This is a genomic window from Wukongibacter baidiensis, assembly GCF_050888315.1.
Lineage (GTDB): Bacteria > Bacillota > Clostridia > Peptostreptococcales > Caminicellaceae > Wukongibacter > Wukongibacter baidiensis.
In genome coordinates this window covers 5,998,109-6,023,999 of record NZ_CP138202.1, presented here as the reverse complement: position 1 = coordinate 6,023,999, position 25,891 = coordinate 5,998,109, and the positions used below count along the sequence as shown (strand labels likewise).

Genomic DNA, 25,891 nt, shown 5'->3' with positions numbered 1-25,891 from the left:
CATTTAGCCTTTAATTCCTGAAGACGCAATACCTTCAACAATTTGTTTTTGGAATATAATAAATATTACTATCATAGGTAATACAGAAATTACTCCTCCAGCCATAACTTGCTCATAATAGGTAGTATGCTCACCAATTAGTAATGCCAGACCAGCAGAAAGTGTCATCTTCTCCATGGAACGGTTTACTATAATAGGCCACATAAGAGATTTCCATGTCCACAGGGATGTTAATATCGCTAATGAAACTAGTCCTGGCTTTGCTAAGGGCAGTATAATCTTGTAATATATCTGAAAGTAATTACATCCATCTATTTTGGCAGCCTCATCTAACTCCTTTGGTATAGTCATAAAAAATTGACGTAATAGAAATACTCCAAAGGCATTAAATAGGCTAGGTATTACAAGTGCTACTAAAGTATTGGTTAATCCAAGTTTCACCATAATATTATAGTGTGGTATTAAAAATATCTGACCAGGGATCATCAACAGAGACAATATTAGAATAAATATTGTATTTTTCCCTGGAAAGTTCAATCTTGAAAATGCAAAGGCTGCCATTGAGCTAATAAATAATTGCCCACATACCACCATAAATACAACTAAAAATGTGTTTATGTATAATTTCCCAAAGGGAAACTTATCTAATATAATCTTATAGTTTACCCATTGAGGAATTGCTGGAAACAAAGTTGGAGGTATTTTTATGGCTTCCTCATAGGTTTTTATTGATGTTAAGAACATCCAAATAAATGGTCCTATAGTAACAATAACAGATATAGAAAGTATCACATAAATCCATATTTTGCCCTTATTTTTCATATCTTCACCACCCTCTAATTATAGTGAACCCATTTTTTCTGTAATTTAAGCTGTATTATAGTTATAACTAAAATTATTATGAATAATATCATTGAAACAGAAGCCGCGTATCCTTTTTCAAATGCAATGAATGCTCTGTCATAAAAATAATATACTAATGACATCGAATACTGCATGCTTAAAGAAGTTGGTTGAATCATAAGGAAGATAAAGTCAAATATCTGGAAAACATTAATAATAGATATTACCGTTACAAAAAATAAAGTTGGTGTTAATAATGGTAATGTAACAGTGAGGAATGTCTGTATTCTACTGGCACCATCTATCCTGGCCGCTTCATAAAAGGATTTTGGAATTCCCTGTAATCCTGCTAAAATTATAATCATTTGTGTACTAACCATGGTCCAAACTACTACTATGGTTATAGAATAAATTACAATTTTGGGGTCCGATAACCACGCCACAGATTTCAATCCTAGTTTCTCAGCAATGAAATTTATCAAGCCGAATTTGTAATTATAAAGCCATCTCCAAAGCAACCCAATTGCCGCTGGCATAGTAACTGCCGGTAAAAATAGGGCTGTTCTAAAGAATGTTCTGAACTTTATTTTTGAATTAATAAAAGCCGCTGATAGTGTGGAAAGTATTAAAATCGTCGGAACTCCTAATATTACATACTTAAGTGTGTTTTTTAAAGCTATATAAAACTTTTCGTCATTAAATAGTTCTCTATAATTCTGAAGTCCAATAAATTTAGCCTTGCCAAAGGATCCTAGTTCAGTAAAGCTAAAATAAACGTTTTGGAAAAAGGCAAAATAGTAAAATATACCTAAGCCAATTAAAAGCGGTGCTATAAAGACATACGCCCATCTGATCTCGTCATAGCGCATTGGAGATATTTTCTTTTTTCTATTTTTTTGATCTTCGGTTACTTCTTCATCCTGGATATTTGCTTGTTGTTCACGAACTTTAGACAAGCCCATAACACTCCTCCTTTAATTGATTATTGAGGCAGTGTTTCAGAATGATGAATTTTAAAATCTAGAACTTCATTCATTCTGAAACACCACAAAGGCTGAAATTCAAAGTTACTTTTTTAGTACAGCCAACTTAGGATAAATACTAATTTTCATCAATTATCTTTTGCATTTCTTTATAGATTGCTGCTGTTCCTTCTTCAGCACTAATCTCTTGCGCAAAGATTTTAGCTGTATTATCGTTTACAACACCAAGCCATTTTACAAGAGCTGGTCCAGCAGGGAAACCAACTGCATTTTCTGCTGCTTCGAAAAATACTTTTACATCTGCCTTTTCAAAATTATTTAAATAATATTGCTGTGCTGATTTTAGAGCTGGAATATCTATTCCCTCTTCAGCTTGAATTTTATTTCCTTCTGGTCCAGAAATAAACTTCACGAATTCCCAAGCTGCGTCGGGATTCTTAGTTCCTTTAAATATTGAGTAGCCCAAACCACCTAAGACTGATGCGTTTGATGCTTCTTGTTTTGGCATTGTTATTAGTCCAAGCTTATCCTCCTGTGCGATTGAAGACTCTTCTAGAACTGAAGTCTTCCAGGATCCTACAAATAAGATTGCTCCCTTTTTAGATAAAAATAAGTCTGTACCCTTCGTCTCCGATAGAACAACATATGGAGCCAACAATTCATCATTGAATAGGTCTACAACCTTTTGATATGCCTTTGTAGTTTCAGGCATATTGTATCCTGATTTTGTATAATCGCTGCTTATTACCTCACCACCTGTTTGATGAACAAAGTTGAAATGTGACGGTTGAGCATCTAGTTCCATTAGTATAGGGTACTCATCTCCACCCTCTTGTTTGATCCCATCACGCAGCTTTGCGGCTGTACCCCTCATATCTTCCCAAGTCCATCCATTTTTAGGATATTCTACTCCATACTTATCAAATATCTCTTTGTTATAGGCTACGGCTACAGAGTCCAATCCCTTCGGCATAGCCCATTGTGTGCCGTTGTAATTATACATTTTAACAGTAGCATCTACATACCCTGATAAATCCACGCTGTCTCTTTTAATTAGCTCATCTAGAGGTAGTATAACCTCTCCATCAACATATTTAGGTAAAAAGACATTCATCCAAAATACATCGGGAGCTTCCCCTGCACCAGCTGCTGCATCCAGCTTAGTCCAATAGTTTGACCAAGGTGTTAATTCTATAGTTACTTCAATCTCTTGATTTTGCGCATTAAATTTATCAACGATTTTTTGTAGCGCAGGCTTTTGATTCTCATCCCAAATGCCTAAGGTGATCTGCTTTTTCTCACCTTGCTTACCATCTTGACTTGCACTTTGGCTTCCACAACCAGCAACCATTGTCAAAACTAGCAACAAAACTAACGACATAGAAATAAACCTTTTCATAAATTCTCCCACCCTTTGTTTAATTTTTTATATATAACAATTGCTATATAAGCAATCATTAACATAATAATATTGCCTATGATTCAAATAACTACTTATATAACTTCATATACTCCATGGCCTTTTCTAAAGTTATATTGGCTCTATAACACCCAAGTGCTGTAGTTGAATAACCACCTAGAACATTTCCCATTTTCATGGATTCAACAATATCCCAGTCATTAAACAACCCATATATAATTCCAGCAAGAAAATTATCTCCAGCACCAGTAGTATCAATGACCTTAAATTTTGTAGGCATAGGCACATGAACAACTTGATTATCTAAAAAGGTTATGCATCCTTTTTCTCCAATACTAACTATCGGATGTTTCACATATCTAGCCAGTTCCTTTACAGCATCTTCTGGAGAACCTGTTCCAGTCATCTTCATAGCTTCTTTGTCATTTGGAGTAAATACATCCACCATTTTTAATGTATCCTTGTACATGTTAATATCTAAATCTTCCTGCCACCCTGTATCAAAGACCATTATACTGCCTTCTTTTTTTAGCCTCTCCATCACTCTATTAAACCTATGGGGCGCAAATACAACCTTTGACCCCTTTAAAAAGTCATATACCTTTTCTTCATTTAAACTGGTTTCACGTACTTGCTCATTGAAGCAAATAAAGCTTCTATCCTTCTCAAAGGAAAGCACACTGGTTACCACCACTGGATGTCCATCTTTATCCTCATAGAAATTCTTATAATTTGTAAAGTCCATCTCCTCTAAAAGCTTTTTAGCGATTTTACTTTGAATATCATCTGAGAAAAAGGTTCCGAGTCTTGCATCAATTCCAAAGCGACTTAAGACTATTGGATAAACCATCGGTCCCCCACCTAATTGCATATCAAAGTTTTTGGCAAAAACCTCTTCTCCTAGATCAGGTAATTTTCCAAAGTCATCAAAGATAATATCTAAATTCATTTGTCCAAATACTGAAATAAATTCCATTAGTTCCACTCTCCAACATAATCTTTATATATCTCTAAATACTCATCAACTATTGGCTTTGCTAAGGAATATGAATTTACTAGAGGATGAATTGTTAGAGCTTTAACTGCTAATTTACGGTCTTTTTTCTTAATGGCCTCAATTGTATATTTCTCAAAGGATTTTATAGTGTTAATTAGATTCATTTGCATATCATTGACCTTACCTATCTTTACTGGTTCTACGTTACCCTTACCAACTCGACATGTTATCTCCACAACATCTTCATCGTCTAGTCCCTCAATTGCTCCATTGTTTGGTATAGATAAAACCATCTCCACTTCGTTTCCAGTGGTATAGGCCTTTATAAAGTTTAGAGCAACTCCCGCGTATCCGCCTTCATCAGGTGTCTTAATAATTTCAGTTAAAGTTGGTACCGTTAATTGGCGAGGCCTTAATTGACCTGACTCTATTGAAAAATAACTATTTTCACGTATTAAGTAATGTTCCATAAAAATCCTAAATGCAGTCTCAAGATTATTGTCTATATCTACCTTCTCCAATTCTCTATGCATATCATTATTGATCTCAAGTATGGTTTCGCCTCGTGTTTTTCCTGTCTTTAAGATTGATTCTACTGCTTTCTCCCTGTAATAGTAAAAATACAGGTATTCATTTAGCATAATGTCACCAGAGATTTCGGTCAGTTCTGGTTCAAATAATCGCATTTCTGTATCAGTATATAATCCCGGATGGGCTAGAATCTCCTCCATTACATCTTTATCCTTTACCCTTGCGTCCTTAAACCAAGATAAATGATTCAAACCGAAACACGTTATAGAAAAATCTTTTTGATCGACCTTTAAAATGCTTTGTAATTGTTTTATAAATTCGCTTGGAGCATCACATATTCCATAGACGTTATCATAGCCTTCCATTCTTAGTGCCTGTGTAACAATTCCCGAAGGATTAGTAAAATTAAAAATGATTGCCCCTGGTTTTGAGACCTTTCTAACTAATTCGCAATACTCCAATAACGCTGGTATTGATCTTAAGGCCATTGCAAATCCACCTGCACCTGTTGTCTCCTGGCCTAAAACGCCATACTTTAATGCCGTTCTTTCATCATGAGTTCTTCCTTCATCTTTAGCTACTCTAAGGGTAGTTATTACAAAATCAGCATCCTTTAGCGCTGCCTCAGCATTGGAACTTATGCTAAATCGGATTTTAGGATTTACCAGCTCAGCCAGCTTTTTTGCCATTTTCCCATAGATATTTAGCTTCCTATCGTCATTATCCATAAATACAACCTCTGTAATTCCCACTTCATCTGCCCCACAAACGATTGATTTAGCTAAAAATGGTGACCTTACTCCTCCTCCACCTAAAACCGTTAACTTCATATTTCTCATCCTTTCTTTATTCAGTGAGTATAAAAGTGTTAATTTTATTAAAAATTCTGGATTTTGTAAGCGCTTTCAATTTTTCTAAAAAAATAAAATCATGAAGTTTTTTATGATCTACTGGTATGAATTTACACACTAAAGAGAATATCTTTTAACATTTTGTAAGCGTTTTCAAAATTGATTGTAAAACTTGAAATCGCTTACAATTCCTTTCTAAATTAAAGCAACTCTTTACAAGTTCCCCTAGCAACAATTCTATGCTCCAATACGATTTCTTTGTCATGTTCATCATATTCTTTTTCAATATACTTAATTAATAATTCAACTGCTAAGCTTCCTATTTTTTCAGCTGGTTGATTTATTGTTGTTAGCTTAGGCCGAACTGCACTAGCCAAATCAATATCATCAAATCCTATGATAGAAATATCATCTGGCACATTATATCCTCTATCTATCATATAATTCATGGCACCAACTGCCATCGAATCGCTTACAGCAAATACAGCAGTAGGTAAATCGATTTCATTCTCTAGCAATTTCCCCATGGCATTATACCCATCTTGGATATTGAAATTCCCCTGTCCAAAATACTTCGGTACAAAGGCTATATCATTATCCACTAAAGCTTGCTTGTATCCCCTAAATCGTTCAGATCCAGCTGTATAATCTCTCATATCTCCAGCTATTATTGCAATTTTTCGATGTCCTAAATCTATAAGATATTTGGTAGCATCATATGCAGCTTTAAAATCATCTATGTTGACCGAAGGAAAATCTAGTCCCTCTAATTTAATACTCGCTAATACTGTGGGAATTTCGCACTCCAATAATAACTTTTTTATATTATCATTTAGCTTCTCATGCATCAATATAATTCCGTCTACCCACATTTCCTTAAGAATATTTATATATCTTATCTCTTTGTCCAGATCTTCTTTAATGTTGCAGACTATTATATTGTAATTCTTTTGACTTGCATACTCTTCAATACTGCTGAGCATGTTAGCATAATATTCATACTTTAAGTCGGGAACTAGTATGCCAATTAAGTTCGTTTTTTGAGAAGCTAAGCTTTTGGCAATCTGATTAGGCTTATAGTTTAGCTCATCTATTGCATCCTGTACCCTATTTTTCAACTTATCACTAACATGTTCATAGCCATTAATAACTCTAGATACTGTGGCTGTCGATACTCCAGCCTTCTTAGCCACATCTTGAATTTTTATAACTATACTTATCACTCCTGCCAATATCTACTTTTTTGTTGTGTTTAATATAGCATAATTTTTTATTAAAGTAAATAATTTTTAGAATATTTCATAAAATACACTTTTTTTAACAGTCTATTTCTTAGTTCTTTATGAGAACTAAGAAAGTATTAGATTTAGATTAATTCCTTACTTGCTTCCTTATCACATATTATAGTTACATCTTGATGAAGCTGTAATATTGATGCCGGTAAATTTGGTACTATGCTACCTAAAATTGCTTCTTTTATTACCTCAGCTTTTCCACTTCCATTGGCTAGTAAAACGATTTTTCTAGCATGCATTATTGTTTTAATCCCCATAGTTATTGCCCTCTTAGGTACTTCATCCACGCTATTAAAAAACCTTGAGTTAGCCTCGATAGTCTTTTTGTCTAAATCTATTATATGGGTCTCTGCTTCAAATTTCAAATCAGGCTCATTAAAACCTATATGACCATTAGGGCCTATTCCTAAAACCTGTAGATCTATTCCACCGACTCTACGGATTCTTTCTTCATATTGTCTACATTGAACTTCTACATCCGGTGCTTTACCATCTGGAATATTAATATTATCTTTTTCAATGTTTATATGATTAAATAGATTATTCATCATATAAAAGTAATAGCTTTGTTCAGAGCTTGGATCAATCGGATAGTATTCATCTAAATTAAAACTCACTATTTTAGAAAAATCCAGCCCCTCTTCTCTATACATTTTCACTAGCTCTTTGTACATTCCTGTTGGAGTTGACCCCGTTGCAAATCCAACAATACTCTCTGGTTTTAGTCTAATCTGAGCAGCAACTAAACGGGCAGCCTCTTTACTCATCTCTTCGTAATTATCTACAACATTAATTTTTATGCTCCCAAACTTCTTTTTCATAAAAGATCTCCCCTTTTTATGTAGAATTATTAAATCAAAACTCTCTACCCTAGAAGATGTTCTTGCTAAAAGGTATACTTCTCATGATGTCATTACCTATTTTGTTACAAACTTTCTACGGCAAAATTATACTAAATATTCTTACAAATTACTAGTTAAATTTTGTATTTTTATTTAATCTATGCCTCTTTACCTCAACAACTACGAAAATAATTATAGGGAAAGCTACATGGAATGGAAATACATAAAATGGCCACACCTCATAGCTCCACTCAAAGAATTCCATAGTACTTTCATGTAAAATGAAGGCTGTATTTAACATAAGCAATGCAACGGGTATTACTATAAGTTTATAATGAAAACCCTTAATTATTCTAGTTATACTTCTACATGTGGCAAGTAGATACACACTCATCTTAAGAAACTCTCCTAATGTAAATACAATAGCGAGTACCACCTCAAGCCTTTGAATAATATTCCTGATATTCATCCTTGAAACAGCTGCATAGGATGAAAAATAAGTATGCAAAATGGTATTGGCCCCTAGTACCAAAATATCCGTTAATGAAACTGCAAATATAACCAAGCCTCCAATTAGTAAACCTAATAGGTAAATTTTATAAAATGATTTTCTTCTATTAACGGCTGTGAAAATCATAGTAAATGTCACAAGTTCTGCAAAAGGAAAAGAAAGTTCATAATAGGCACCACTTAAAACTGGTTTTATCCCATTTGCCAAAAATGGCCTAATATTATTGATATTTATATTTGGCAGTAGAAAAAGCATTGAAATTAGTATAAATGTTATGGCTATTATAACAAATAACTCTGCCCATCTGCCTATTGTTTTAAGACCATTTTTCGTTATATATATACATAGGCTCACAAAAAAAGCCATTATCACAATTTCTGGAGTTTGTTCTAATGATACTGTGTGTATAAAGTATGTGACATTTCTCACCACTAACGTTCCTGTATGAAAGAAATACCAAGTATAAAGTATAAAAATACCAGTTCCTAAAAATTTGCCAAAGCAATATTCTAAAATATAAAATAAATCTTTTCCTGGAAAAAGATAGTGCATCCTAGCCCAAATTAGTACAAGTGGTACTGCCATGGCTATAGCAAAAATCACTGCCAACCAGAGATCCTGTTTAACTTCTAGGGTCATTAACATTACTGTGGATGCTCCTAATATAAACATAACAATAATAGATATCCCTTGCTTATCAGAAATAATTTCTTTACTCAATATCTGATCCTCCAAAATATGAAAGCTTGCCATTTCTCTATAAGCAGTAAATAGGCTATCTATTATTTTTTCCAATAAATGTCGATTTATTTATTGAAATTTATATTCCATATAAGTACTACTCTTCACCAAATTTTGACTCTATAAGCTGTACTAAACATTGAACTGCTTCATCTTCGTCGGGACCATTTGCAATAATCTTAATTTCTTCTCCCTTTTTAGCCCCTAGACTTAGTACATTCATAATGGACTTGCCATTTAGGCAATTTCCTTTAACTTCTATCTTTATCTCAGATTTAAATCCCGATGCTGTTTTTACAAAAACAGCTGTAGGTCTGGCATGTAATCCCGATTCGTTTAATATTTTTACTAATTTCTCCATAGATATATCCTCCTTTTCCACTTTGCTTTAATTTTATAAGTAACTCAAGAACTATTTTCTAACCTTTACCCTTAAAGCCTCTTTACCATCATTAAAGCCCTTTACTATATCTTCTACGGCCTCCATATTCGTTATTACTACAGGAGTTATAACATCCTTACCATTATTTTTAATATAGTCTAAGTCAACCTCTATAATTCCTGTGCCCTCTTTCACTTCATCACCAACTTCAACAAGCCTTTTAAAACCTTCCCCATCTAACTTTACTGTATCCAAACCTATGTGTACTAGTATCTCTAGTCCCTCATCAGTTGTTATTCCAAAGGCATGATTTGTGTGAAATATCTGTGTCACTTTACCATCACATGGAGCTTTAGCAATTTTGCTACTTGGTATCACTGCAAATCCATCTCCAAGGATTTTTTCTGAAAAAGCTGGATCATTTACATTTGCAATATCTACAATTTCTCCCTCAAAAGGTGACTTTATAACTACCTCTTTATTTTTTTTGAATAAACTAAACATTCTGCACCCTCCTATAAGTACTGAGCTTTGTTTTTTTCTAAGACATAGAGTTCTCATAGCAAAACTTAATCCATACATACCAAAATTCAACCTTTCTGGGAGGTTGTGATGTGCATAAATCAATGTTTTACTTGAATCTCTATAATGCTGTTTATTTCTCAATAATAAATACTTTTATGAATTTAAATAAACCTATAAGAGATTTAATCTTGAGCCTGACATCTTTTCAATAGTAAGGGCTTTTGAAAAAATTGCACAATAATATCAAGAGACTTTTGTAATGCTCTAATAAATTTATTATACTTGATAATTGGTGATTTTTGTCTAAAAACTTATAAATATACTTAAATTCATAAATTTAATTGGTTTATTACCTGGGGCATCAAGCCCCAGGTTTAAGACTTAGATTTATGATTTAGAGCCGCTTAGGTTCTTTTTCATCCTATTAGCAATAATATCTACCTTTGTTCCAACAATTACCTGCATACTCTTATTACCAACTCGAACTACTCCAGAAGCTCCAAGCTTCTTTAATTTATCTTCATCAACCTTTGAAACATCCTTTAGTTCAAGTCTAAGTCTTGTTATACAATTATCCAATTCCTCAATATTTTCTTCTCCACCTAAGGCCTCTAGATAACCTATCGCTATTACATCCAAGTTGTCTTTTTTACCTGATGCTTCATTTCCTACTCGCTCTTTAACCTCATCGGCATTCCCATATGCAAGGTCAATAATTCCATCTGCAAGGTTCAAATCGAATTTCTTAATTGCAAGCACAAATATTACATAGTATACAGCAGCAAATATAAGTCCAATTGGCACTAGAAGCATTGGTCTAGTTGCCCATTTCCAGTTTATAAAGTAATCAAGTGCTCCTGCTGAAAATGAAAATCCATGTAGTATTCCTAGCATATTAGTTAGTGCCATAGATATACCTGTTAGTATTGCATGAATTACGTAAAGAACTGGCGCAAGGAACATGAACATAAACTCAATAGGTTCTGTAATTCCTGTTAAGAATGAAGTTAATGCAACTGAAACTAAAGCTCCTCCAATAGCCTTTTTATGTTCCTTTTTCGCTGTGTTATATATTGCTAAAGCTACTGCTGGAAGACCAAACATCATTACTGGGAAAAAGCCGGCCATGAAGATCCCAGCGCTTGGGTCACCTGCAAAGAATCTATGCAAATCTCCTGTTGCTCCATTATATTCTCCGAATACGAACCAAACTATACTATTCATAACATGATGAAGTCCTGTAGGTATCAATAATCTGTTTAATGTACCAAATACAAATAGTCCACCTGATCCTGCTTCTACTGTCCAATTACCTACTCCATCTATTCCTTTTTGAACATATGGCCATACATAACCAAATATGAAACCTAAACCAATTGAATATATTGAAGTAATTATAGGTACAAATCTCTTTCCACCAAAGAACCCTAAGAAATCTGGAACGCTGATATTATGGTACTTGTTATATAGATTTCCTGCTAAAATTCCTGCTATAATCCCCCCTAACACACCCATATTTATATCTGCGTTTATAGCTTTTGCACAAGAAGTTATTGTAAAATATCCTAAAGCTCCAGCTAGTGCCGCTGCACCATGATTCTCTTTTGCTAGCCCTATTGCAACACCGATAGCAAATAATAGTGCTAGGTTAGCAAAAGCTGCATTTCCTGCCTCTGTTATGAACGGAATATTCAAAAGTACTCCAAATCTTAACAGTAATCCAGCAGCGGGAAGCACTGCTATAGGTAACATTAAAGACTTTCCTAGTTTTTGTACCTTACCAAACACATTACTACTCATAAGTAATTCCTCCTTATTATTTTTTGTAACAAAAAAGGCATCAACCTTTAGATAGAGTTAGTTTATCCATCCAAAAGGTTAATGCCTGATTTAACAGTAACACACCTGTATAGGGCTTACTTAAATCCCTATAAAATCATTTAGTTTTTAGTCTTTCAATATGAATCGCCATATAACCAAGTTCTTGTTCCGGTATCTCCATTTCATATTCTTCTTCAACCTTAGCTTTTATTGCTTTTATAATTTCAAATGAGTCCTTAAATTCCTTTTTTATATTTTCTAAGAGAGGATTTTCTATAAACTTTCTATTGTTAATTCTATCTAGTGCTCCTTGTAAATGGTTGATTAACCTTCTATAGCTATATTTCGTCTTATCTAACTTTAAGTTTAAACCTTCTTCAATAATATTTGTCATTTCGTTTAGTATTCTAGTATTCCTCATGGTTTCTTTTACATTAACATTTTTTCTAGCTGAATGAAGATGCATTGCAATAAAACCTATCTCTCCGAACCCTAAATCTATATCTAATTTTTTCTTTATCATATCTATAGCTTGGATAGCAATATCAAATTCATCTTGATACAATATTTTTATTTCATCTATAAAGGGATTTTCAATTTGCATCCCCATTTTTACTCTTTCTAAGGCAAAGGATATATGATCTGTAAGCAAAATATGTATATGGCTATTCAGATCTCCTAGCTCTCCTTCAGCAATGTCTATGATTTTCTCGCATATCTCTATTATGTTTGGGTCTATCTGATTTACCAACCTAAAATACTCATTTTGCATTTTCTCATTGTTAGCAACAAAGGATCTTTGTATGCTTTCTTCAGGAATATATACTTTCTTATTTTCCTTCTTTCCAAAACCAATACCTTTACCCATTAGGATTGTATCTTTCTTTTTTGTAAAATCATAGGCCAGTATAATATTATTATTTAAAATCTTCAATATTCTAAAATTAGCTTTACTCATTTCCACACCTCCCCATAATAAAGATGCATAATCCTATAATGAAAAAGGCGCAAACTTATACATTAATACGCAGATTTACATCTTGCATTAATACATAGGTTTACGCCTAAATGAAGTAACGTCCCTTGATTTTCATTTAATTAAATTCATAATACCATACTCGGAAAACGTTTGTCAATATATTTTTCATCTTTTTTAATATTTGGCAATTGTGCTTTTCAGCTAGGATTAGAATCCTATTTTCTCTTTATCACCTAAAACTATCTTAATTTCACCGTTTTCCTCAATCAGTTTCCATTCTTGATAGAGCTGAACCTGACCATCTATATCATTCTTCAAATACTTAATAGAAATAATTACTCTATCGGAAAATTTTTGTGTGTTAAAAAGTCCGATCTCGTAATCTCTTAATTCCTTTATGTAAACAGACATTATCTCTCTAAATTCTTGGAAGCCTATTCTCATTGTGCTTCCTTTATCCAGCATAGAATAGGCTTTATCATATCTTTCCATTTTCAAACTATCTAGAAAGTCTTTCAAAATAGAGAAATGAGTTACATTACTCTTTGCAACTAGATCATCATTCCTCGAAAACGGTTGATTTCTAGAAAAATCAAGGTGAGGAAAATCAATCTTTTCTCCTTCAACCAGAATTTGTACTCTTTGAATATAATCAAGTTGAGTTAGTGAATTTACAAGGGACCATATAATAATATCATCTTCAAGTTCATCCCATTTTACGTTTTCTATATACTCCTTTGAAAAATTGACATAACAGATTTTCTCAATAGTTTCTATTGAAAGTATCCTTACACTTGGCGGCATAGTGGCTATCAAAGTTTGATTTCTCGGGCCTTTAATTAGTTCCTCAACTATAACCTTTTCAAATATCATATCCTTTGTAGTAACTAGTCTATTCTCCTTTACCAGTTTACCATTACTCGTAAAATACAATTTAATTGTCGATGTGATTTCTTCAGGAACCGGAGGTATCGGTTTAACATTGTCGGATATATTTATGTCTTGCCTGAATGTCACAGCGAACAATATTACGATACATATAATCAGTAAAAATACATACAATCTATAGAACGACTTCAAATTTATAACCCCCTTGGCCCTATAAAGTTGCTTTTAAAGGTAACACAATATTAAAAGTAGTTCCCTCGTTAACAACACTTTCAACCTTTATCTCTCCTTGATGAAGAGCTATTAGCTGTTGGGTGATGGACAAACCTAAACCCGTACCGCCTGTTTTTCTATCTCGTGCTTTGTCTACACGATAGAATCTGTCAAATATAAATGGTAGCTCGTCTTCTGGTATACCTATTCCAGTATCCTTTACCTTGATTACAAAATTATCCTTCTCAGCATAGATCTCAACTTCCACCTTACCATTTTCTGGAGTGTACTTTATGGCATTAGCTAATATGTTAATAAGGCTTTGCTGAATTTTAAACTTATCAAGCATAACCTGTATCCTTACCTTTTCTTCAAAGCTTATTTCAATATTCTTTTTATCAGCCAAAGGCTTTAAGCTCCCAATAACTTTTTGAACTAGATAGTTCACGTAAATCAACTGGTAATCTAAATGTATATCTTCCTTTTCTAGGTCTACTAAGTACAATAAACTATCGATTATTTTATTCAGTCTATCAACTTCCGAATCAATATCCCTAAGGAATTCCTTATATATTTCTTCTGGTGCATGTTCCTGGTGAATTAACGATTCTGAAAGTATCTTTATTGAGCTTAGGGGCGTCCTAAGTTCATGTGATACATTCCCTACAAATTCTCGCCTTTGCTTGTCAACCTGATCAAGTTTAGTAGTCATCAGGTTAAAAGCTCTTCCAAGATCGCTTATCTCGTCGTTGCCATAGACTTCTACCTTTTGATTAAATTTCCCCTGGGCCATTCTTCTTACGGCTTCAGTAAGCTTTTCAATAGGTTTTGAAATGATATCAGCAAAAATAAAACTTATAAAGGCTGTAATGGCTAAACTAAAGAAGGATAAGACCATAAATTTATGCATCGTTCCTTTAATACTGGCAAATATCTCCTCTAGGGAAGACGATATAAACACTGCTCCTAAAATTCTTCCCTTACTAATTATAGGAACAGCTACATATATCACTCTACCATACTTCTGTAAATAATGTTGGTTAGCAACGTTTTTTCCAAGTAGTGCAAGGGAAAGCTCTTCTTCGTTAAGTCTTTCTCCCTCCAAAGTATCAAATGAATCAATCAATATCTTTCCATTTCGATCTGAAATCATAACCCTTGACTTAAGTTCAATACTTAGCTTCATAACGATGTCAGTAACTACCTCATTTACATATTTGCTATCGATTTCAGAAATATATGGAGACAGTCTATCTGCAATAATATTACTTTGTGTAAGCAGGCTAATTTTCTTTTCATTTGTATAGTTGATCCTAAGTGACTCATTTATAAATGAGTTTATTAGCAAAATAGTCAAAAATACCAATAATAAATAGGTGGAAACCAGTTTCCACCTTAATCCTTTGAGTTTATTATTTATTTCTAAAATAATAACCAACTCCCCATTTTGTCAGGATATACTCAGGTTGGCTAGAATTGTTTTCAATTTTTTCCCTTAATCTCCTAACATGTACATCAACGGTTCTTACATCTCCAAAATATTCGTAGCCCCATATCGTTTCTAACAGCTCTTCTCTTGAATAAATTTTACCTGGATTAGTTGCTAAAAGTAACAGTAAATCAAATTCCTTCGCAGTTAGATTTATTTCTTCACCGTTAAGACTAACCTTTCTACCTAGGGTATTGATAGTAAAGTCATCAATGTTTAAAATATTGGTATGTACTACATTCTCTTTTAAATTAACTCTTCTAAATATCGCTTTTATTCTTGCTTTCAATTCTAGTATGTTAAACGGTTTTGTTAAGTAATCATCTGCACCGTATTCTAAACCTAATACCTTGCTTGTATCTTCACCTTTTGCAGTTAAGATAATGATCGGAACCATAGAATTTTCTCTTATTTTTCTACATACCTCTAAGCCGTCCATCTTAGGTAGCATCAAATCTAAAACTACAAGATCATAATTATTATTTATAGCTTTTTCATAAGCCTCTAATCCATCAGTAGCTGTATCTATCTCATACTCTTCCTGCTCTAAACTATATTTTAAACCTTTTAATAGAATTTCCTCGTCATCAACAACTAAAAGTTTTTTTGATATTAACTACTCACCTCATTATTTTTTGTATACCTCCGTATAACGAAAATATTTATACTTTTATTATTAAACAATATTTGCATAATAATTCTCATAAAAACCATACTTATTTTATACTAAAACCCTCTTGTCTTCAACACGTTTCGTAAGTTTAATTGAATCAAAATGCTCTAGAATAGGAACAACGTATTTTCTAGATGTATTTAGTATATCACGAAACTCTGATAATGCTATTGCTTTATTTTCTGTCAGAAAATCTACTAAGAGCTTTTTAGCCTTGTTATAGCTATCAATATCCAGTAAGACATCATCGCTAATTTTTACAATCATTTTTGATCCTATCAGCACTTCTATGATATCCTTTATTTCCTTATCCTTTACTCCATTTCCAAGAAACTTTGACAGTTCCTTCAACACTGGAGGTTTAAATTCATTATCCTTGTATGCCTTTAATATTTTATCCTTCAAAACAATTTGTTCCTTAGATAACTTTATTTCAAATCCCTTTAATGCAACAAAACTATTAAATACTTCTATTACGCCATTCTTAATATAGAATTCAGTTATCTCTTCAAATAGCTTTCCCTTTGTATTGTTGAAAAATCTGCTTCTGATTTCCTCTTTAGAAACACCAGGTTTTAAAGGATTCTTTTTGTGGAATGTAGATAAGAAGCTCATTAAGGCCTCTTCAGACTCTTCAATAAAATCTCTATGCATAAATATGTTCCCAGAAAAGCTAACAGCTATTTCATCCTTTAAGAAGGCCTTTAGGGTATCATCAACTAACTTTTCTGATAGTCCAGTTTGTACTGCTATAAACTTTATATCAGGTAGCTTAGCACTATACTTCTTTAATATATTCTCTATGATTGCTCCCTTGTCGCCTTCACTTTTGGCTGTTAATTCACTAATTACATCTTCATCGGATTTCTTATGCTTAACAGCATTTGGGTCTAAAACTATACCTCCACCAATGGTCTCCAGTGGCGAGTAGTATCTCACAACAAATCTGTCTCCATATTTACAGGCAGTTTCCTCTTCAAGTCTTAATTGTGCGTAGCAGCTCTCTCCTGGATTTAACTCATCCTTATCTATTGGGACAACTCTACATAATATTTCCTTAGTGCCATGGTAAAATCTTAATCTATTCCAGTGCTCTATTTTTCTATTTGAGCTTTTTAGAAGATTTAATTTCACATCAATGATCATTGAGTTTTTCATAGAATCAGGCTCTGCAAGGACATCTCCTCTATCGATATCTTCCTTTTTAACTCCAGTTAGGTTTATTGCTACTCTTTGTCCAGCATAGGCTTCCGGAACCGATTTCCCATGTACTTGAATATTTCTAACCTTGGCTTCTAATCCTTTAGGAAATACCGTTACAGATTGTTTTTCTGATATTGTTCCCTCAATCAAAGTTCCAGTAACGATTGTTCCAAATCCAGACATAGTAAATACTCTATCTACAGGGAGTCTTAATGGCTCAGAAGCGTCTTTTTGCTCGACATTCTCAGTAAGCTTAGTTATATGATTCTTAAGTTCTTCAATACCTGTACCTTGAACAGAAGAAACTGGAATAAGAGGTGCATTTTCTAAAAAAGTTCCCTGTACCTTATCTCTTATCTCTTCCTTAACAAGACTCAGCCATTCATCATCAACTAAATCACTCTTTGTTAATACAACAATTCCCTTCTTCACATCTAAAATCGATAGTATATCTAAGTGTTCCTGAGTCTGAGGCATAATTCCTTCATCGGCAGCAATAACTAATAGAACTAAATCAATTCCGCTAACTCCCGCCAGCATGTTTTTTATAAATCTCTCATGACCTGGTACATCAACTATTCCAGCTTTTTTTCCATTCGGCAGGTCAAAGTAAGCAAATCCCAATTCAATAGTTATGCCCCTCTTCTTCTCTTCCTTAAGCCTGTCAGTTTCTATTCCAGTGAGGGCTCTAATTAATGTCGTTTTTCCATGATCTATATGACCGGCTGTACCTATTATAACGTTCCTCATGCTTACCTCCCGTTTTCAATTTCCTTTATAGCATTTACAATAATGTTGCATTCTTCTTCTTTTAAAGTTCTCGCATCTAATAATACCCTATCATCACTAATTCTACAAATAATTGGAATACTGTAGCCTCTAAGCTTTTCCTCAAGCTTCTTTGCACTAGTCCTCTTAGGATTAAGGGATACTAAATACGTAGGTAGTTCTTCAAGGGGCATTGCACCTCCACCGACCTGAGAAACTCCTTCTACAAGTGTAACATCTATTGTGTTAGCGTTTTCTACTAGCTTATCAAATAGTATTTCAGCTTTATTTTTGATCGTTTCTACATCTATAGTCAGCATATTTAAAGTAGGTATGTTCTCCATAGCAAGCTTTTCATCTAGATACAGTCTAAGAGTTGCTTCTAAAGCTGCAAATGTCATCTTATCCACTCTTAATGCTCTGGTAAGCTGATTTCTCTTCATCTTCTCAATATATTTTTTCTTTCCAACTATAATTCCTGCCTGAGGTCCTCCTAAAAGCTTATCTCCACTAAAGCTTACAATATCGGCACCCTTTGAAATACTTTCCAAAACCGTAGGTTCATATGTTAAACCATACTTTGAAAAATCTATCAGTGTCCCACTTCCGATATCTTCATAGACAGGTATGTCGAATTTCTTTCCAAGTGTAACTAGTTCTTCTACATCTACATCTTTAGTAAAGCCTAGTATCTTGTAGTTACTTGTATGTACCTTTAATATAGCTGCTGTTTCTTCACAAATATTATTTTCATAATCATAAAGATGAGTTTTATTTGTCGCTCCAACTTCTCTCAGTATGGCACCACTTTGAACCATTACTTCGGGCACTCTAAAGGAACCTCCAATTTCTACCAATTCTCCCCTTGAGACAATAACTTCCCTTTCCTTTGCTATCGTATTTAAGACCAATAATACGGCGGCAGCGTTGTTGTTTACAACTATGGCTCCCTCTGCTCCAGTCAGCTTACATATAAGTTCCTCAACATGAGAATATCTAGAACCCCTTTTCCCGTTAGAAATATCAAATTCTAATGTTGAATAGTTACAAGCTACATCGGTTAACTCCTTCAAAATTCTTTCGCTAATTAAAGCACGTCCAAGATTTGTATGTAAAACTACTCCTGTAGCATTTATTACCCTTCTAAGGCTCATAGTATTCATTTTTTCTATATAAACAACAATATCATTAACTAGGTCCTCAGTCTTAATTTCAAAATCAATTAGTTCGTCATCTGTTGAACTCAGTATTTTTTTTCTTACCTCGTCAATTTTGTTTCTTATGGAATCTACAATAGTACTTCTAGGAAATTTCTCTATTAATACATCGATTCTTTCATTATTTAATAGCTCGTCTACCTTTGGTAGATTTGCAAGTAAACTCTTTTTATTCATGTTTTCACTCCCACAACATACTTTTTATAATCTGAGTACTATCTAGATTATAATTTTTTTACTATAAAATTATAACATATTTATTGTTTTTTTTAATAAAAATAACTTGTAGTTAATTAGTTTAATCAATCTTTTAGATAAATAAGACTTGAAAACCTTTCAAATTTGGGATAGATTTTTACATTTTTGTAAAACATATTAATATCTTTGGAAATTGTGTATTCTGATTTCTAAAGATGTAACATTTAAAAAAACATCTTTCAAGGAGGATTTTTATGAATCAATTAGATGCTATCATAGGCAAAGTTAATAGTTTTGCTTGGGGCGGCTTTATGATTATATTTTTAGTTGGAACAGGTGTCATTTTGACCTTAGGTACAAGAGTTGTTCAGTTCAGGAGATTAGGCTATGCCTTTAAGCTTCTTTTTTCTAAAGAGCATGCCGGTGAAGGAGATATAACTCCTTTCCAGGCTTTAATGACTTCCCTTGCAGCTACAATAGGTACTGGTAATATTGCAGGTGTAGCTACAGCAATCGCAGCAGGTGGACCTGGAGCAGTTTTCTGGATGTGGGTAACTGCTGCCTTCGGTGGTGCTACCAAATACGGTGAGGCATTATTGGCTATTAAGTACAGGACAACTAATGAAAGGGGAGAAAAATCTGGCGGGCCAATGTATTACATAAAACTTGGTATGAGTGAAAGATTCCAAGGCAATTTCTCTTGGTTAGGCTGGCTATTTGCATTATTTGGTTTCATCGCTTCCTTCGGTATAGGAAATATGGTACAGGCCAACTCTGTTGCAGCATCCTTGTTGACCTCTTTCAATATAAGTCCACAAATGTCTGGAATATTTATTGCAGTTGCTACAGGACTAGTTATTATCGGAGGAATAAAGAGTATAGCAAGTGTAACCGATAAGATAGTTCCTGCTATGGCTATTGTCTACGTTATCGGTGCTTTAATAGTACTTTTTAATAAAGCATCAATGATCCCAGATGCTTTCTCTATGATTTTTTCAAATGCTTTCAATGCAAGAGCAGTTGGCGGAGGATTAATCGGTACTGTAATTCGTTTTGGAGTTGCTCGAGGTGTATTTTCTAACGAGGCAGGCCTTGGTAGTGCACCAATTGCCCATGCTGCATCCAAGAACAACGACCCAGTTAAGCAAGGTATAATCGGTTCTCTAGGCTCTTTCTTAGACACTTTAGTAGTTTGTACAATGACTGCCTTAGTAATATTGGTTTCAGGGCTTGTATCAATAGGCGCAGATGGAAGAATGGCAATTACAGATGAGCTCACAGGTGCAGCTTTAACTACTACTGCCTTTAGTCAAGCATTGCCTGGATTCGGGTCATTTATAGTATCCATCGGTTTAATTTTCTTTGCATTTTCTACTATTCTCGGTTGGTACTACTATGGTTCTAAATGCCTTGAGTATATAGCTGGAGTAAGGATTATTGTCCTTTACAAAATAGTTTGGGTGCTTCTATGTTGGTACGGTGCTACAACATCCTTAAAATTCGTTTGGAATATTTCCGATACATTCAATGGTTTAATGGCAATACCTAACTTGATTGCCTTACTAACATTAAGTCCTTTGATTTTTAAGATGACCTCTGATTATGAAAAAAGAGAGCGACGATAGAAATTCATCTGTTGATGCATTTTGAATTGCAAGTTCTCTGTTACAAGTTCCAAGTATTAACGGTCTTTCTTAAGGGTTTTAAATAGAAAAACTTAATAGTAAAATAAGCACTCCTTTGGAGTGCTTATTTTACTATTAAGTAGTTTTCTTGTTTTTCAGTTACTTCACCAACTATAGCAAATTCCGTATTAAGATTTTTACTGTAGTACTCTAAAAGCTTTTCAGCCTTTTCCTTTTCAAGTGAGATGAGTAAACCTCCTGATGTCTGTGGATCAAACAAAATGTCCTTTAGGTAAACCGGTACTTCACCTTCATATTTTACATTTTTTCCTAAGTATTCTTGATTTTTATATGTCCCAGCAGGCACTAATCCCATCTCTGCTTTTTCAATCGTACCTTCAATTACTGGTACCGCTTTTGAATCTATTATAATAGATACGTCGCTTCCCTTTGCCATTTCATAGGCGTGACCCAAAAGTCCAAATCCAGTAATATCTGTACAAGAATTGGCACCTACTATATTCATTCCATCGGCGGCTATATTATTAAGGCTAATCATAACATCAATTGCCTTCTGTTCGATGCTCTTATCTAACATTTCAGCCTTTATAGCTGTATTTAATACTCCAAGACCCAAAGGCTTAGTCAGAACTAGTACATCTCCTGCTTTAGCACTTGAGTTGCTTAATACTTTATCTGGGTGGATAGTTCCAGTTACTGATAGACCATACTTTGGCTCATTATCATCTACAGTATGTCCTCCCACTAATAATGCTCCAGCTTCCTGTACTTTATCACTTCCGCCTTTAAGTATCTCTGCAAGTATATCCATAGATAAGCAAGTTGGAAAACATGTTATATTTAAGGCTAATATTGGTTTTCCGCCCATTGCATATACATCACTTAAAGAATTAGCAGCTGCTATCTGACCAAAAACATATGGATCATCAACCACTGGTGTAAAGAAATCTAGGGTTTGAATTATAGCAGTATTTTCATCTAACTTATATACTGCTGCATCATCGGATGTATCTAAACCCACTAGGAGTTTATCGCTTTTAACTGGTGGTAATTGACACAGAACCTGTGCCAAGGTCTCAGGACCTATTTTAGCTGCTCAACCAGAACTACTACTTAACTCAGTCAATCTCTTATTCTTCAAGTCTTTCATCTTTACCACCTCCAAATTCTATTTTAATTTAGTAACTCATCTCATCTTAGGTTATACCCAATAGACCTGTGCTCAAACTAGGTTTTTCGCACACAAGTATATATTATCATACTTTCCCCCATATTGTTCATAGAAAGTTTAAAACTTTACTGCGTCCTTTTGTTTTTAAGGCATCCATCAAATTCTCAACAAACTGTACTGGTATGCCTTCGAACTCGCTAAATACCTTAGAAATCAAAACTGCTTGCATATTTTTAAACTTTCTATAAATAATCTGGGGTTACTTCACTTTTATACTATCTTTAATTTGATTAAACTTACTCTCTCCAATTCCACTAACCTTCATGATATCCTCTATACTTTTAAATCCATTATTTTCACGTCTGTATTTTATTATTCTTTCACCTATTGATTCTCCTATACCATCTAGTGTTATCAATTCTTCCTTTGATGCAGTATTAATATTTATTTTTGTGTCAACTCCTAGGCTCCCTAAATCCTCAAGGCTTTCAATCTCTTGACCCTTTTCAGGAATAATAATTTTTTCTCCATCCGAAACATATTTTGACCTATTAATTCTATTAATATCTGCATTATCGGTAAGTCCACCTGCCTTATTAATTGCATCTATTACCCTATCCCCTTCCTTAAGAATCACAACCCCTTGGCTTTTAACTGCACCGCAGATATCAACCTTAATCTCCCTTGGATCTTCAACCTTCTTTTGAGATTCTTCAGTTATATTTTCCTTAGAGTCAGTATTGACCTTTTCTTGTTCTATATCTATATCCGCTTCAATCAACGCCTTCTCATTCGTTTTAAACCTAAATTCTTTAACATTGAAAAATATTATTGATAGAATGAATATAATTACCAAAACAACTTCTTTTTTCCTTATCTTTCTCATAATATCCCCCTTCTCTCCCCATAGATAGCTTCTCACTCATTTACAATTATTTCTATATTACTTTTCCTTAACCTTCTTTTCCATTATAAAACCTTAAAATTTTTTTCTTTTTCTGTTATACTATATAAGTGTCACAAAATTTTTATCCTTTCCATCTTTAAAAATCCAGTCTATTTTTTTGGTATTATATTTTATATTCTTAAGTTTTGTAATACTTGAGCTTTCAAGTTTAATTATAGTTTATTTTATATGAAATGAGTCCGTCTTGAAAATGAGGACATCCTTGTACATAATGTTTATATCAAAATTAGAGGTGAAAATATGAAGCGATTGTTTATAGTAATGTTAGTAATTAGTATCCTAGTATCGTCTACATCTGTGGGTTTCTCTGAGGGCTCCTATGAGAATTTCGATATTACTGCAGAAAGTGGAATTGTCATTGATGCAGCAAGTGGAGATATATTATTCGAAAAGAATGCACATAAACCAATGTATCCAGCTAGTACAACTAAAGTTATGACAGCAGTATTAACACTAGAGAATGCCAACCTGAATGATAAGGTTATTATAGATAAAGAAACTCCTTTTACTGATGGAAGCCGTATATATGTTAAAGAAGGTGAGGTTTTCACAGTTGAGCAATTGCTTAATTCGGTTTTAATCCAATCAGCAAATGACTCAGCCGTTGCCTTAGCAAAGCATATATCTGGAAGCGTCGAAGAGTTTGCAAAACTTATGAATAAAAGGGCTAAGGAACTAGGGGCATTAAACACAAACTTCACAAATCCCCACGGTCTTCCTGATTCGGAGCATGTAACCACTGCTTATGATTTAGCAATGATTGGGAAATATGCTATGACAATTCCAAAGTTTAGGGAAATCGTAAAGACTGTAAAGTATCAAATACCTATAACAGAAAAAACTGACGAGATTAGATACCTTAAAAATAGAAATAGACTTCTTTGGGGTGTAGGCCCTAGCAATAAGATGGAGTATGATGGTAAATTAGTAGATATCAAATTTGACATAGTAGATGGCATTAAGACTGGATATACCTCTGAAGCACAGCAATGCCTTGTATCAACGGCCTCTAAGGATAATAGAAGAGTTATAACTGTTGTTCTTAAAGCGATTAAAACAAATATCTATTCCGATACAAGAAAACTAATGGAATATGGCTTCGATAATTTTAAAGTAATTACTGTGGCTAACTCTGGTACTACACTTAAAACAGTTCCAGTTGAAAATGGTATTGAAGAAACTGTTGATTTAGTAACTCAAGATAGTATTTCTAAAACAGTATTGAATCAATATAATCAGTCGGACATAGCATATAAGGTTGAAGTTGAACCACAGATAGTGGCACCCATTAATAAGGGACAGCTTCTTGGAAAGGTTACATATACTCTTAATGGTGAAAATGTCGGAGAAACAAGTCTAATTGCATTACAGTCTATCGATGAAAAGCAAATATATAAAATCATAAAGAAGATTAAGGATCCTAAAAATCTTAATTTAGTCAAAATCTTAATAGGTTTGGTACTTCTTTATGTCCTTTGGAGAACTATTGTAACTGTCAGAAGGATTAGAAGAAAAAGAAGAAGATGGAAATGGTAAACAAAAAAAGCGACGTCAAGTCGCTTTTTTTATTTGTCTACTTTTTCTATTTTACTACAGCAATCATTTCTATTTCTACATTTACATCCTTAGGTAGTCTAGCAACCTCAACGCATGCTCTTGCAGGCTTATGAGTGCTAAAGTACTCACCATATACTGCATTAATTCTTCCAAACTGATCCATATCTTTTATGAAAACTGTTGCTTTGATTACATTTTCAAGTGTTGTACCTGCTTCTTCTAACACAGCCTTTGCGTTTTCAAGGCATTGCTTTGTTTCTTCCTCAATACTACCTTGTACTAATTCACCAGTAGCCGGATTGATTGGAATTTGACCTGATAAAAATAGTAAATTACCTGCTAAAACCGCCTGTGAATAAGGTCCAACAGCAGCTGGTGCCTTGTCAGTATGTATAATCTTTAAATCCATATTAAAACCCTCCTAAATTTTTGTATATAAAATGCATTAAAAATCTACATTCTAATCATTTGAATACCCGATGTTTCACGGATATCCAAACAATCAAAATGTAAAAAATTTAATTTATTTACTTACTATCTACTCTGATCTCGTCTAAGTAGTTATAGATTGTGTATCTTGAAACACAAAGTACCTTAGCAACATAATCTATAGCACCTTTTATTAAAAAGGCCCCTTGATGATCTAACTCTTTAACAATATTTACTTTTTCTTCTTTTCCCATATAAGCCACAGGTTTACCTGATTTCTCTAATGTGTTTTTAACTATATCTGTCAATACATCGTTAACCCTATTTGTAGATTCATCGTGTTCCTTTTCCTTCTTAGATGATTGAGTTTGAATCAGATTATCTATTACTCTCTTTGAAACAACTAATTCTGATAGATCAAAGTTAATACAGACACAACCAATAATATTATTATCCTCATCTCTGATGAACATAGTTGATGATTTTAGGACTCTTCCTTCAGCGCTTTTTCCTGTATAGTTTATCTTGTCTTCTTGAATATTATGATCTAAAACATTTTTCAAAAGTGATTCATATAAAGGTCCACCTACACTTCTGCCTGTAACATGTCCATTGGCTATTGCAATAATAGATCTATCCATTTTGCTAAAATCATGAAGTACAACTTCACAGTTTGTCCCAAAGGTTTTTGCTATACCTTCTACAACCGGGATATAACTTTTTAAAATCGGATTTATATTGTTTGCCATCG

23 protein-coding genes are annotated in these 25,891 nt (G+C 33.6%); 2 read left to right on the top strand and 21 right to left on the bottom strand.

The window, feature by feature from the left end:
• Positions 1 to 3: 3 nt before the first annotated feature.
• The 17 genes from R9X47_RS27600 to selA form a co-directional block, all read right to left on the bottom strand.
• A complete protein-coding gene (locus tag R9X47_RS27600; protein ID WP_432664271.1) occupies positions 4 to 822 on the bottom strand; it encodes a carbohydrate ABC transporter permease in 819 nt (272 codons plus the stop codon).
• A gap of 14 nt (positions 823 to 836) precedes the next feature.
• Positions 837 to 1,805: a carbohydrate ABC transporter permease gene (locus R9X47_RS27595; RefSeq protein ID WP_432664270.1), complete on the bottom strand. Its 969-nt coding sequence runs from the start codon at positions 1,803 to 1,805 to the stop codon at positions 837 to 839.
• A gap of 139 nt (positions 1,806 to 1,944) precedes the next feature.
• Positions 1,945 to 3,225 (bottom strand): ABC transporter substrate-binding protein, encoded by a 1,281-nt coding sequence (locus R9X47_RS27590; RefSeq protein WP_432664269.1) that lies wholly within the window; start codon positions 3,223 to 3,225, stop codon positions 1,945 to 1,947.
• 91 nt (positions 3,226 to 3,316) lie between these two features.
• Positions 3,317 to 4,222, bottom strand: a complete 906-nt coding sequence (locus R9X47_RS27585) for a carbohydrate kinase family protein (protein ID WP_432664268.1) — start codon at positions 4,220 to 4,222, stop codon at positions 3,317 to 3,319.
• The gene (locus R9X47_RS27580) at positions 4,222 to 5,604 is read right to left on the bottom strand and encodes a 6-phospho-beta-glucosidase (protein WP_432664267.1); all 1,383 of its coding nucleotides are present in this window, start codon (positions 5,602 to 5,604) and stop codon (positions 4,222 to 4,224) included. Before R9X47_RS27580 ends, R9X47_RS27585 begins: the two co-directional genes overlap by 1 nt.
• A gap of 221 nt (positions 5,605 to 5,825) precedes the next feature.
• Complete coding sequence (locus R9X47_RS27575; protein ID WP_432664266.1) at positions 5,826 to 6,848, bottom strand: LacI family DNA-binding transcriptional regulator; 1,023 nt, start codon at positions 6,846 to 6,848, stop codon at positions 5,826 to 5,828.
• Between the two features lie 143 nt (positions 6,849 to 6,991).
• Complete coding sequence (gene nagB, locus R9X47_RS27570) at positions 6,992 to 7,720, bottom strand: glucosamine-6-phosphate deaminase (protein WP_432667703.1); 729 nt, start codon at positions 7,718 to 7,720, stop codon at positions 6,992 to 6,994.
• 172 nt (positions 7,721 to 7,892) lie between these two features.
• Complete coding sequence (locus R9X47_RS27565) at positions 7,893 to 8,993, bottom strand: GerAB/ArcD/ProY family transporter (RefSeq protein WP_432664265.1); 1,101 nt, start codon at positions 8,991 to 8,993, stop codon at positions 7,893 to 7,895.
• A gap of 118 nt (positions 8,994 to 9,111) precedes the next feature.
• Entirely contained in the window at positions 9,112 to 9,375 is a 264-nt protein-coding gene (locus R9X47_RS27560) for an HPr family phosphocarrier protein (RefSeq protein ID WP_432664264.1), read from the bottom strand.
• Positions 9,376 to 9,426: 51 nt separating this feature from the next.
• Entirely contained in the window at positions 9,427 to 9,900 is a 474-nt protein-coding gene (locus tag R9X47_RS27555; protein WP_432664263.1) for a PTS sugar transporter subunit IIA, read from the bottom strand.
• Positions 9,901 to 10,308: 408 nt separating this feature from the next.
• Positions 10,309 to 11,721 carry an N-acetylglucosamine-specific PTS transporter subunit IIBC gene (gene nagE / locus R9X47_RS27550; RefSeq protein ID WP_432664262.1) on the bottom strand — a complete coding sequence of 471 codons (1,413 nt, stop codon included), beginning with the start codon at positions 11,719 to 11,721 and terminating at the stop codon, positions 10,309 to 10,311.
• A 136-nt stretch (positions 11,722 to 11,857) separates the two neighbouring features.
• Entirely contained in the window at positions 11,858 to 12,700 is an 843-nt protein-coding gene (locus R9X47_RS27545; protein WP_432664261.1) for a PRD domain-containing protein, read from the bottom strand.
• 228 nt (positions 12,701 to 12,928) lie between these two features.
• The gene (locus tag R9X47_RS27540) at positions 12,929 to 13,801 is read right to left on the bottom strand and encodes a GerMN domain-containing protein (RefSeq protein ID WP_432664260.1); all 873 of its coding nucleotides are present in this window, start codon (positions 13,799 to 13,801) and stop codon (positions 12,929 to 12,931) included.
• A gap of 19 nt (positions 13,802 to 13,820) precedes the next feature.
• Complete coding sequence (locus R9X47_RS27535) at positions 13,821 to 15,260, bottom strand: sensor histidine kinase (protein ID WP_432664259.1); 1,440 nt, start codon at positions 15,258 to 15,260, stop codon at positions 13,821 to 13,823.
• The gene (locus R9X47_RS27530) at positions 15,235 to 15,924 is read right to left on the bottom strand and encodes a response regulator (RefSeq protein ID WP_432667702.1); all 690 of its coding nucleotides are present in this window, start codon (positions 15,922 to 15,924) and stop codon (positions 15,235 to 15,237) included. The genes R9X47_RS27535 and R9X47_RS27530 overlap by 26 nt, the downstream gene beginning before the upstream one ends.
• Positions 15,925 to 16,032: 108 nt before the next feature.
• Positions 16,033 to 17,937, bottom strand: coding sequence for a selenocysteine-specific translation elongation factor (gene selB, locus R9X47_RS27525; protein WP_432664258.1), 1,905 nt, complete (start codon positions 17,935 to 17,937; stop codon positions 16,033 to 16,035).
• A gap of 2 nt (positions 17,938 to 17,939) precedes the next feature.
• Positions 17,940 to 19,349, bottom strand: coding sequence for an L-seryl-tRNA(Sec) selenium transferase (selA, locus tag R9X47_RS27520; protein ID WP_432664257.1), 1,410 nt, complete (start codon positions 19,347 to 19,349; stop codon positions 17,940 to 17,942).
• Positions 19,350 to 19,624: 275 nt separating this feature from the next.
• Between selA and R9X47_RS27515 the strand changes: the two genes are divergently transcribed.
• Positions 19,625 to 20,995, top strand: coding sequence for an alanine/glycine:cation symporter family protein (locus tag R9X47_RS27515; protein ID WP_432664256.1), 1,371 nt, complete (start codon positions 19,625 to 19,627; stop codon positions 20,993 to 20,995).
• A gap of 124 nt (positions 20,996 to 21,119) precedes the next feature.
• Here R9X47_RS27515 and selD read toward each other — a convergent pair whose 3' ends face one another.
• Entirely contained in the window at positions 21,120 to 22,166 is a 1,047-nt protein-coding gene (gene selD / locus R9X47_RS27510; RefSeq protein WP_432664255.1) for a selenide, water dikinase SelD, read from the bottom strand.
• A gap of 280 nt (positions 22,167 to 22,446) precedes the next feature.
• Entirely contained in the window at positions 22,447 to 23,073 is a 627-nt protein-coding gene (locus R9X47_RS27505) for a helix-hairpin-helix domain-containing protein (RefSeq protein ID WP_432664254.1), read from the bottom strand.
• A 321-nt stretch (positions 23,074 to 23,394) separates the two neighbouring features.
• Here R9X47_RS27505 and R9X47_RS27500 point away from each other — a divergent pair, with 321 nt between their 5' ends.
• On the top strand, positions 23,395 to 24,690 hold the full coding sequence (locus R9X47_RS27500) for a D-alanyl-D-alanine carboxypeptidase family protein (RefSeq protein WP_432664253.1): 1,296 nt from the start codon (positions 23,395 to 23,397) through the stop codon (positions 24,688 to 24,690).
• Positions 24,691 to 24,736: 46 nt separating this feature from the next.
• On the opposite strand, the gene R9X47_RS27495 is transcribed toward R9X47_RS27500, so the two are convergent.
• Complete coding sequence (locus tag R9X47_RS27495; RefSeq protein WP_432664252.1) at positions 24,737 to 25,120, bottom strand: RidA family protein; 384 nt, start codon at positions 25,118 to 25,120, stop codon at positions 24,737 to 24,739.
• Positions 25,121 to 25,238: 118 nt separating this feature from the next.
• Positions 25,239 to 25,889 carry a helix-turn-helix transcriptional regulator gene (locus R9X47_RS27490; protein ID WP_432664251.1) on the bottom strand — a complete coding sequence of 217 codons (651 nt, stop codon included), beginning with the start codon at positions 25,887 to 25,889 and terminating at the stop codon, positions 25,239 to 25,241.
• Between the last annotated feature and the right edge of the window lie 2 nt (positions 25,890 to 25,891).

What these genes read in the sequence shown, in the direction of transcription:
- R9X47_RS27600 (WP_432664271.1), bottom strand. Translation starts at nt 822, where the DNA reads ATGAAAAATAAGGGCAAAATATGGATTTATGTGATACTTTCTATATCT.
- R9X47_RS27595 (WP_432664270.1), bottom strand. Translation starts at nt 1,805, where the DNA reads ATGGGCTTGTCTAAAGTTCGTGAACAACAAGCAAATATCCAGGATGAA.
- R9X47_RS27590 (WP_432664269.1), bottom strand. Translation starts at nt 3,225, where the DNA reads ATGAAAAGGTTTATTTCTATGTCGTTAGTTTTGTTGCTAGTTTTGACA.
- R9X47_RS27585 (WP_432664268.1), bottom strand. Translation starts at nt 4,222, where the DNA reads ATGGAATTTATTTCAGTATTTGGACAAATGAATTTAGATATTATCTTT.
- R9X47_RS27580 (WP_432664267.1), bottom strand. Translation starts at nt 5,604, where the DNA reads ATGAAGTTAACGGTTTTAGGTGGAGGAGGAGTAAGGTCACCATTTTTA.
- R9X47_RS27560 (WP_432664264.1), bottom strand. Translation starts at nt 9,375, where the DNA reads ATGGAGAAATTAGTAAAAATATTAAACGAATCGGGATTACATGCCAGA.
- R9X47_RS27555 (WP_432664263.1), bottom strand. Translation starts at nt 9,900, where the DNA reads ATGTTTAGTTTATTCAAAAAAAATAAAGAGGTAGTTATAAAGTCACCT.
- nagE (WP_432664262.1), bottom strand. Translation starts at nt 11,721, where the DNA reads ATGAGTAGTAATGTGTTTGGTAAGGTACAAAAACTAGGAAAGTCTTTA.
- R9X47_RS27545 (WP_432664261.1), bottom strand. Translation starts at nt 12,700, where the DNA reads ATGAGTAAAGCTAATTTTAGAATATTGAAGATTTTAAATAATAATATT.
- selB (WP_432664258.1), bottom strand. Translation starts at nt 17,937, where the DNA reads ATGAGGAACGTTATAATAGGTACAGCCGGTCATATAGATCATGGAAAA.
- selA (WP_432664257.1), bottom strand. Translation starts at nt 19,349, where the DNA reads ATGAATAAAAAGAGTTTACTTGCAAATCTACCAAAGGTAGACGAGCTA.
- R9X47_RS27515 (WP_432664256.1), top strand. Translation starts at nt 19,625, where the DNA reads ATGAATCAATTAGATGCTATCATAGGCAAAGTTAATAGTTTTGCTTGG.
- R9X47_RS27505 (WP_432664254.1), bottom strand. Translation starts at nt 23,073, where the DNA reads ATGAGAAAGATAAGGAAAAAAGAAGTTGTTTTGGTAATTATATTCATT.
- R9X47_RS27500 (WP_432664253.1), top strand. Translation starts at nt 23,395, where the DNA reads ATGAAGCGATTGTTTATAGTAATGTTAGTAATTAGTATCCTAGTATCG.
- R9X47_RS27495 (WP_432664252.1), bottom strand. Translation starts at nt 25,120, where the DNA reads ATGGATTTAAAGATTATACATACTGACAAGGCACCAGCTGCTGTTGGA.
- R9X47_RS27490 (WP_432664251.1), bottom strand. Translation starts at nt 25,889, where the DNA reads ATGGCAAACAATATAAATCCGATTTTAAAAAGTTATATCCCGGTTGTA.